This window comes from Limnospira sp. PMC 289.06, assembly GCF_032350395.1.
Lineage (GTDB): Bacteria > Cyanobacteriota > Cyanobacteriia > Cyanobacteriales > Microcoleaceae > Limnospira > Limnospira platensis.
The window spans coordinates 1-9,500 of sequence record NZ_JARPLC010000153.1 but is presented as its reverse complement, the minus strand read 5'-3'; the positions used below and the strand labels follow the sequence as shown (position 1 = coordinate 9,500).

9 protein-coding genes are annotated in these 9,500 nt (G+C 43.8%); 6 read left to right on the top strand and 3 right to left on the bottom strand.

Annotation, left to right across the window (positions count from 1 at the left end):
* Positions 1 to 425: 425 nt before the first annotated feature.
* The 3 genes from P5674_RS21170 (at position 426) to P5674_RS21160 (ending at position 3,497) form a co-directional block, all read left to right on the top strand.
* Complete coding sequence (locus tag P5674_RS21170; RefSeq protein ID WP_006616635.1) at positions 426 to 854, top strand: photosystem I reaction center subunit II PsaD; 429 nt, start codon at positions 426 to 428, stop codon at positions 852 to 854.
* Positions 855 to 1,057: 203 nt separating this feature from the next.
* Entirely contained in the window at positions 1,058 to 2,602 is a 1,545-nt protein-coding gene (trpE, locus tag P5674_RS21165) for an anthranilate synthase component I (protein WP_315670246.1), read from the top strand.
* A 4-nt stretch (positions 2,603 to 2,606) separates the two neighbouring features.
* Positions 2,607 to 3,497, top strand: coding sequence for a PhzF family phenazine biosynthesis protein (locus P5674_RS21160; RefSeq protein ID WP_006616637.1), 891 nt, complete (start codon positions 2,607 to 2,609; stop codon positions 3,495 to 3,497).
* A 1-nt stretch (position 3,498) separates the two neighbouring features.
* On the opposite strand, the gene P5674_RS21155 is transcribed toward P5674_RS21160, so the two are convergent.
* Positions 3,499 to 4,500 (bottom strand): S66 peptidase family protein, encoded by a 1,002-nt coding sequence (locus P5674_RS21155; protein ID WP_006616638.1) that lies wholly within the window; start codon positions 4,498 to 4,500, stop codon positions 3,499 to 3,501.
* Between the two features lie 30 nt (positions 4,501 to 4,530).
* Between P5674_RS21155 and P5674_RS21150 the strand changes: the two genes are divergently transcribed.
* Entirely contained in the window at positions 4,531 to 5,697 is a 1,167-nt protein-coding gene (locus tag P5674_RS21150; RefSeq protein WP_006616639.1) for a pyridoxal phosphate-dependent aminotransferase, read from the top strand.
* Between the two features lie 350 nt (positions 5,698 to 6,047).
* Positions 6,048 to 7,691, top strand: a complete 1,644-nt coding sequence (locus P5674_RS21145; protein ID WP_006616287.1) for a YcjF family protein — start codon at positions 6,048 to 6,050, stop codon at positions 7,689 to 7,691.
* A gap of 7 nt (positions 7,692 to 7,698) precedes the next feature.
* Here P5674_RS21145 and P5674_RS21140 read toward each other — a convergent pair whose 3' ends face one another.
* Both P5674_RS21140 and P5674_RS21135 read right to left on the bottom strand, forming a co-directional pair.
* Positions 7,699 to 8,145 (bottom strand): hypothetical protein, encoded by a 447-nt coding sequence (locus P5674_RS21140; RefSeq protein ID WP_014275592.1) that lies wholly within the window; start codon positions 8,143 to 8,145, stop codon positions 7,699 to 7,701.
* Between the two features lie 107 nt (positions 8,146 to 8,252).
* A complete protein-coding gene (locus P5674_RS21135) occupies positions 8,253 to 9,164 on the bottom strand; it encodes an MBL fold metallo-hydrolase (RefSeq protein ID WP_006616289.1) in 912 nt (303 codons plus the stop codon).
* A gap of 86 nt (positions 9,165 to 9,250) precedes the next feature.
* Here P5674_RS21135 and P5674_RS21130 point away from each other — a divergent pair, with 86 nt between their 5' ends.
* Entirely contained in the window at positions 9,251 to 9,379 is a 129-nt protein-coding gene (locus tag P5674_RS21130) for a hypothetical protein (RefSeq protein ID WP_315670245.1), read from the top strand.
* Positions 9,380 to 9,500: the final 121 nt, after the last annotated feature.

Genomic DNA, 9,500 nt, shown 5'->3' with positions numbered 1-9,500 from the left:
ATTGTCCCCCGGTTACGTTTAATCCTGACACCCTTGGGACATTGTTTGCGGGATAGGTTGAAAAACTCAAGAATATCCTCAAAGCCTTGATATGTACCACTATGTGTACTGTTTGTACTTGCACTCATTTTGCACTAACTCCTAATAATGCGATCGCCATTGAGTGCATTAGAATGGCGGTAGAATAGGGGTTATAGGCTTTATAGTGGGTTCGAATCCCACCCTCTCCGGTTTTGCTCAGGCTCAATCATGACCAGCCCTGGCGCTAATCCCTACCTCTGCGAGCGATCGCGAGCGAGGGGTTAGGGTAGGGTTTGGCTGTTTTTATGGCTGCTGTGGATATCTGTGTAACGGATCTTTACGATCGCTACTGAGAAGGTATTATCAGTGATAGGATGCCGTAAAAACCTTTGAGATAATTTTCTATGGTAGAAACACTGACAGGAAAAGCTCCCAAATTCGGTGGTAGCACAGGTGGTCTTCTCACCAAAGCCCAAGTTGAGGAGAAATATGCCATTACCTGGACCAGCACCAAAGAACAGGTGTTTGAAATGCCCACAGGTGGCGCAGCTATTATGAACGAGGGAGAAAACTTGCTCTATTTGGCTCGCAAAGAGCAGTGTCTCGCCTTGGGAACCCAACTGCGGACAAAATTCAAGCCGAAAATCGAGGATTTCAAAATCTATCGGATTTTCCCCAATGGCGAAATGGAATATCTCCACCCCAAAGATGGCGTTTTCCCTGAGAAAGTTAACGAAGGTCGGGAGTTCAACGGAAAAATCGATCGCAAGATTGGTGATAACCCCAACCCAGCTAGTGTTAAATTCAGCGGTAAAGCCACCTACGAATCTTAGGGGTCTATGGGCGGGGTGGGTTCACCTGACTTGTCACTAAGAATCAGGCTTTTTGTAGAATCTCCCCCCCTACAGTACAGGTAAACTCCCTATAAGATCAGGTTTGCTGGTTCCTGAGTTTCAACCAAAAACCAGCATTTTCTGTTATTGTTGATATACAGTAGCATTAGATTCAGCTACAAATTTTCCCAAAAATTACAACAATGATTTTTCCAGATTTCTCCCAATTCTGCCAACTACGGGCCAGGGGTAACTTCATTCCCGTCTATCAGGAGTGGGTGGCGGACTTGGATACACCAGTTTCGGCGTGGTATCGGGTTTGTGCAGGTCAACCTTACAGCTTCCTGTTGGAGTCGGTCGAAGGTGGGGAGAAAATTGGGCGTTACAGCTTTCTGGGTTGTGATCCTTTGTGGATTTTATCAGCCCGTGGCGATCGCATGATCCAAACATTTAGGGACGGTCAACAACAAGATTTTCAAGGCGATCCGTTTCAGGTATTAGCTGACTGTCTTAAACCCTATCAACCTGTCAAATTACCAGAACTACCCCCCGGAATTGGGGGACTGTTCGGGTTTTGGGGTTATGAATTAATCAACTGGATTGAACCACGAGTGCCCATTTATCCCCTCACAGAGGACGATTTCCCCGATGGCCTGTGGATGCAGCTTGATAGTTTACTAATTTTTGACCAGGTGAAGCGCAAGGTTTGGGCGATATCTTATGCAGACCTGCGGGAAACAGACCCAGAAACAGCCTATCAACAGGCTTGCGATCGCGTGACTCAATTGGTAGATAAGCTCAGATCTCCCCTATCTCGTCAGAGTACCCTATTAGAATGGACTCCTCCCGATAGGAACAAATCCGATGATACGGAAACATCACGCCAATACAGCAGTAATTTCTCCCGCGACCAGTTTTGTGCGGCTGTTGACCGAGCCAAGGAGTATATTAGGGCTGGAGATATCTTTCAGGTGGTCATTTCCCAACGGCTGGCGGCACAATACCAAGGCGATCCTTTCTCCTTGTATAGATCCCTGCGTTTAATCAATCCTTCCCCCTATATGGCTTATTTTGACTTTGGGGATTGGCAGATGATTGGCTCTAGCCCAGAAGTGATGGTCAAAGCGGAAAAAAACCATGACGGAAAGGCGATCGCCACCGTTCGCCCCATTGCGGGAACCCGCCGCCGTGGTAAAAACTCCCAGGAAGATCAGGACCTAGAACAGGATTTGCTACAGGACCCCAAAGAAATCGCCGAACACGTTATGCTAGTAGACCTCGGACGTAATGATTTAGGGCGGGTCTGCCAAAATGGAACCGTAGTAGTTGATCAACTGATGGTGGTCGAACGCTATTCCCATGTCATGCACATTGTTAGTAATGTGGTGGGAGAGTTGGCAGATGATAAAAATGCCTGGGATTTACTAAAAGCCTGTTTTCCGGCTGGGACTGTCAGCGGTGCGCCGAAAATTCGGGCCATGGAAATTATTAATGAGTTGGAACCTAGCCGCCGAGGTCCCTATTCTGGCGTTTATGGTTATTATGATTTTGAGGGACAACTAAACACAGCTATCACTATCCGCACTATGATTGTCCGTCTGGGGGAAGATGGTATAAATCAAGTTTCTGTACAGGCGGGGGCGGGACTTGTGGCTGATTCCCAACCCGAAAAGGAATATGAGGAAACCCTCAATAAAGCACGGGGGTTATTGGAAGCCATTAGCTGTCTGAAAACTTCTGAGAGTTGATTGTATGGATTTCTACATCGTTGATGTTTTTGCAGAAGCTAAATATGCGGGGAATCAACTCGCTGTTTTCTTCGGTGAGGGGGTGTCGTCTCTATCTGATGAGGAGATGCTAGAAATTGCCCAGGAAATGAATTATTCAGAAACTACTTTTATCCGTTCCGTGGGAATGGTTGATGGTGGCTATGATGTCAGGATTTTTACCCCTTCTAAAGAATTGCCTTTTGCGGGTCATCCTACCCTGGGAACTGCTTATATTATTCAACGGGAATTGATTAAAAAACCTGTTGATCAGGTGGTGTTAAATTTGGGTGTGGGTCAAATTCCAGTGACTTGGAGTAATGGTAACACTGACCAAGAATTGTTATGGATGCGCCCCAATAATCCGGTTTTTTATAATTGTTTTAATGCGGCAGATATCGCCCCGGTTTTGGGTTTGGAAATTGCCGATTTTGACGATAATTTTCCCATTCAAGAAGTGTCAACGGGGATTCCTTTTTTAATCGTTCCCCTCAAAAATAAAAGGGCTTTGAAACAGGCTAAGGTTAATTTAGAGCATTATTTTGAGTTTATTAAAAACATTAATACTAAGGAGATTTTTGTATTTTGTCCTGAACCCTATGACATGGAAAATAATATCAGCGCTAGGATGTTTGCCCCGGCTTTAGGAATTACCGAAGACCCAGCCACCGGAAGCGCTAATTCTTGTCTGGCAGGTTATTTGGTGCATAATTCCTATTATAATCGGGATAATATTAGTGTGCGTGTGGAACAGGGTTATGAGATTAATCGCCCTTCTTTACTATTTTTAAAAGGCGAGAAAAAGGTAGGAGATGAAATTGAGGTGATGGTGGGGGGAAAAGTGGTGGCGATCGCTAAGGGAGAATGGTTGAATTAATTTAGCTAACTGCGGCTTCTAGCATTTGGATAGTTCCGCGATCGCTATTAATTTCTACCATACCGCCTATGGCTATGGTAAATTGGGCGCGAATATGACCTATGGCTGAACCATACCAGGCGGGTATTCCTAGGGGTTGAATATGATCAACTAACACTTCCCATAAACTAAAGGATGATTCCCCTTCCCTCCCAGGTGAACAACGGCTACATTGTCCGAAAATAAACCCGGATAATTGATCTAAAATTCCGGCTAGTTTTAATTGAGTCAATAGGCGATCGACCCGGTAAACATCCTCGTTAATATCCTCAATAAATAAAATTTTTCCCGACCAATTCGGTAGATATTCAGAACCCACCAACGCCGCTAAAACTGATAAATTACCCCCCACCAGTTGACCCCTAGCGCTACCGCTGGTAATAGTTTCTACCCGAATATTCCCAGGATTTTCAAAGGTAACAGCTTCGGCGGAAAACAACACTCGCTTTAAGTAATTCACCGAAAAACTCTGCCAATGGGAAGTTCCTAATAAGCCGTGAAATGTGATAAAATTACACTGGGAATATATGGCTAATAATAATGAGGTGATATCACTATAACCAATAATCACCTTGGGATTGTTGCGGATTATGTTATAATCCAACAAGGGTAAAATACGCGCAGCCCCCCAGCCACCAGCGGCGGCAATAATTCCCCGAATATTCGGATCAGCAAACATGGTATTAACATCGGCGGCGCGGTCTCGATCTAATCCAGCTAAATAACCATATTTATCCATCAGGTGAGGCGCAGCTTTCAGATTAAGTCCTTGTTGCATTAATTGCAAAGTTAGAAATTTTAACTCCTGTCTGGTAATCCATCCAGAAGGCGCAATTATTCCCACCGTATCCCCAGCCCGCAACCGGGGTGGTTTAATAGGATTAGGAGAGGATGCTAATACCGGAAATCCTGTTGCTAAAAGTGTCAAACCTAACCCATTGAGAAATTGGCGGCGATTTTTCATAGATCTAATTTTGATACCATTGTTAAGATTATGAACCTAGATTATTCCCGAATGCAATCCGTCCAATCCCCAATTATTCCGATTATTGGGAAACTAATTAACAATCATCCGGGGACAATTTCCCTAGGTCAAGGGGTAGTTTATTATGGCCCCCCACCTGTGGCATTTGACCAGATATCCGAGTTTTTAGCTAGTCCAGAAAATCATAAATATAAACCAGTAATTGGTATCAATCCACTACTTGAGATAATCGCCGATAAACTGCAAACCGAGAATCATATTAATCTCAGCGATCGCCAGAAAATTGTCGTCACTGCTGGTAGTAATATGGGGTTTATGAATGGGATTTTAGCCATTACCTCACCCGGGGATGAAATCATTATACAATCTCCTTACTATTTTAATCATGAAATGGCGATTATAATGGCAAGTTGTCAGCCGGTGGTTATTCAGACTGATGACCATTATCAACTGCGAATTGATGCAATTAAAGCCGCCATAACCGATAAAACCAGGGCGATTGTTACCATTTCTCCCAATAACCCCACCGGGGCGGTTTATTCCCCAGAAGCATTACAAGAAATTAATCAAATTTGTGGCGATCGCAACTTATACCATATCAGTGACGAAGCCTACGAATACTTTACCTACAATAACATCAAACACACCTCCCCCGCCACCTTTCCTAACAGTGAATCCCACACAATTTCTCTATTTAGCTTATCCAAAGCCTACGGTTTTGCATCTTGGCGCATTGGATATATGCTAATTCCCGAACACTTACTAATCCCCATTCAAAAAGTTCAAGATACCATCTTAATCTGTCCTCCCGTCATCTCCCAATATGTAGCTTTAGGGGCGTTAAAAGTAGGTTATGAATATTGCCAAAATCATATTAAAACTATCACAGAAGTTCGGGATATATTTCTAAATGAACTCAGCCAATTATCAGATTTTTGCACAATTCCCCAAGCTGACGGCGCGTTTTACTTTCTGCTAAAAATAGACACCCAGTTAGACTCAATGGAATTAGCCCAACAACTGATTAAACAGTTTGGCGTGGCTGTAATTCCGGGGACTACCTTTGGTATGTCACAAGGCTGCTATTTACGGGTAGCTTATGGCGCGTTAAAACCAGATACCGCCGCCGAAGGAATTGGGCGTTTAGTCAAAGGTCTGAAAACCCTAGTCATTTAGATTAACCTATCAATAATCTATCCGGGATTATCCCCCCAAAGAAGGCTACCAGCCAGCCATAATTGGATTATATCAGCCCTCAATTGTGTACCTATACCATTTTAGCCCAAATCCTAATATAGCGGTTCGGTGGATTGGTGAGGTACTTTTCAAAGCCCCCTTCGACAAGCTCAGGACAAGCCTCTCCCGTCTTGGGAGAGGGGTTTGGGGTGTAGACGCGCAGCGGCTTCTCTTTGAGTGGGCTGTACCTTATGGATATGAGAAACGCTATAGCTGGAGAGGTCAGTTAAAATCACTAAATTAACCAGCTATCATAGAAAATAGACTGATTTGAGATCAACCATAAAATTATGCCTTTATACCGCCTTTTCATCATCATTGTGGGTGTTTGTGTCATCCTGGGTTTAATGATTTGGCTAGTCACATCGATTTCCTGGTTATACAGTCAAGTGGCGTGGATGGCTAACCCTATTTTAGCAAATTTATTGCTAGTCATGTTAATAAGTTTGCTAGGGTTGTTGATTTATACATTTGTCTACTATTTTAGGCTGTTTCAATTTGGGGGTAATGGGAGCAAAAAACGCCGCCATAATTTGCGTATACCTTTGGATAAATCAGGAGCCGCTGAAACGTCTTTAAAAGCTATCCGACAACAGGTTAATCAAATTCAGGATGAAGTGGCGCGTCAGGCGTTAATAAGTCGCTCTCAGGATATAGAAGCTAACCTATCTCAAGGTAGTATTCAGGTGGTGATATTTGGCACAGGTTCCGCAGGTAAAACATCTGTGGTTAATGGGTTAATGGGGGAGATGGTAGGGCGGGTTAATGCACCTATGGGAACTACTATCAATGGGGAAACTTATCGACTAAAATTGCCGGGATTAAATCGGGAAATTTTAATTATTGATACTCCGGGAATTGGGGAGGTGGGAGAAGGGGGGGCGACTCGTTCAGAAATGGCTAGAACGCTGGCTACAGAGGCAGATTTATTATTATTTGTGGTGGATAATGATTTGCGTCAATCCGAATGGTATCCTCTGCGAAATTTAGCGGAAATGGGGAAGCGATCGCTTTTAATTTTTAACAAAACTGACTTGTATACAGAAGCTGATAAAAATCAGATTTTAAATCAATTAAAGCAACGAGTTGGCGGGTTTATTTCTTCAGAAGATGTGATAGCGATCGCCGCCAATCCTCAACTGATTAATCTGGAAAATGGAGATACATTTAAACCAGAACCTGATCTAATGCCACTTATTCATAAAATCGCCACAATTCTACGCGCCGAAGGGGAAGAATTAATAGCTGATAATATCCTTCTCCAGTCTCAAAGATTAGGCGAAGAAGCGCGCCGTTTAATTGATAATCAACGTCTACGCCAAGCCGAAAAAATTGTCGATAGATATCAGTGGATTGGGGCTGGGGCTATTGCTGTTACGCCGCTTCCGGTGGTAGATTTATTAGCAACTGCGGCGGTTAATGCTCAAATGGTAGTGGAAATTGGTAAAATATATGGCTGTGAATTAAATATGGATAGGGGGCGAGAGTTGGCATTATCTCTAGCCAAAACTTTGGGTAGTTTAGGAATTGTGAAAGGTGCGATTCAATTAGTGGCTACCGCCCTACATTTTCACATCGGTACTATTGTAGTTGGTAAGGCTATTCAAGGGATAACTGCCGCCTATTTAACCCGGATTGCGGGGCGTAGTTTTATTGAGTATTTTCGCCAAAATCAAGATTGGGGAGATGGGGGTATAACAGAGGTGGTCCAGCGACAATTTCAACTCAATCGGCGAGATGAGTTTGTGCGAGGATTTATTCAAGATGCGATCGCCCGTGTCATTGAACCCCTAAACCTACATCAATCATCAGCCGAGTCCGATGATGAACTAGAATTAGAATTAGACAAACCCTCAGATATTGCTCCCTATTTATACCAAGATTCATCTCAAAATGATTGGGAGAATCCCCGTCATCCCCCAGATAATTGGTAACAATTGATTACGGAGAATCTTGCCATTCGGGAGTCAAAAGACGGAAGTTATAATTAGATGCGCCAGGATGACAGGTTTGGCAATTATGAATATTAATGGGTTCCGTAAATTCTACGCGGGGATGTAGCGCCCTAAAAAAGCGCGATCGCTCAATTCTAAAAGGGATACCCTCTTCAGCCACAGTCATAGAACGGGAAAAATGGCGGAGATAATTCCACACCAACAGGCGAGCCGGATCCACTAAAGGTTCAATTTGAGTGCCATAATGTTGACTATCTTGGAGAATTTGTTGCCAAGTCTGTCTCGGTAAAACTGACGGCGGAATAGGAATATGGCAAGTAGCGCAGTTTTCTAAATAGAGTTCCTGGCCCAGTTGAAATTCTGGCGGTACAACATCAACAGTACCTATAGCACTAACAGAATACTGGCCTATACTTGGTGTTGTGATGCCCAAGGATATCAGGACAGTAACCAGAAGCAAACAGCACCTAATCAATAGAGAATATCTCCTTGATCTGCGCTGATGGGGGAGTCTGGAATGTGACATATATATAAGTTAGCTTAATCTAGGGTAATTACCATACCTTCCCTGGCAACAACCCCGTGAGGAAAAGCAGCTTTGAGTTCAAGTTGGACGCGATCGAGAAAATCATCATCGTGGGATGGGTCATGTTGATACATGGCTATCTGTTTGACACCGGCTTTTTTAGCAATTTCTACCCCCACCTGCCAGGTAGAATGTCCCCAGCCAATTTTAGGACACTTATGATCATGATACTCCTCATTAGTATAGGTGGCATCATAAATCAGCAAGTCGGCATCGCGAGCCAAGTGCAGAACATTATTATCAAAGCGATCGAGAAAATGCTCTGTATCACTACAGTAAACCGCTGTACGGCCTTCCCAAGTAACCCGATAGCCGACCGCCATATTAGGATGATTCAGAGGAGCCGTTTCGATTTTAATCCCATCGGACAAAGTAATCACATCCCCAGGGATCAGATCATAAAATTTCAGATCTGATTGCATAACGTGCATGGGAACCGGGAAATTAGGATGTACCATTTGATCAGACAGGCGTTCCTTAATCGTTGACCCATCAGGAGCGATCGCCCCATAGATATGAAAGCGATTAATCGGGATAAATGCTGGCACAAAGAAAGGAAACCCCTGGATATGGTCCCAGTGGGTATGGGAAAAAAAGACAGAGGCTTCAACGGGCATTTGTTTGAGCAGATCCAAACCCAAAACTCTTAACCCAGTCCCTCCGTCAAAAATAAAACGTTGATTTCCCAGACGCATTTCGACACAGGAGGTATTCCCCCCATATCGAACAGTTTTATGGCCAGGGGTAGCAATATTTCCCCTCACCCCCCAAAACTGTACAGAAAACTCCACAGGAGCCGAATTATCATTCATCGCATTATTATCGGAAACTTGAGGATTTTTAACAGGTCGATCATAAACTGGCATTTTAACTGATACAGAGGTTGAACAGCAGTGAGATAAGCAACACTTGAGACCCAATACTCCCTAGTTACTGTTATGACTGATTGGTTATGGTCGAAAGAGAAGTCACCTTCCCCAACTCCACTTCCAAACCGTGCTTGCGAGTTTCCCAGCACACGGCTCCTGATGTAGATACCCTATTGTCAGTAGGAACAGGGCTACAACCCCCCGCTTTGTAACCTCAACTTTGGGAGCTAAATACAACACGTAGTCTTTAAACTCGCTTTCGTCATAAAAACTCTTACTTGTCGCGGTCTCTATATCCACACCGTGACTAGTGGGCATATCCTAACCATTACA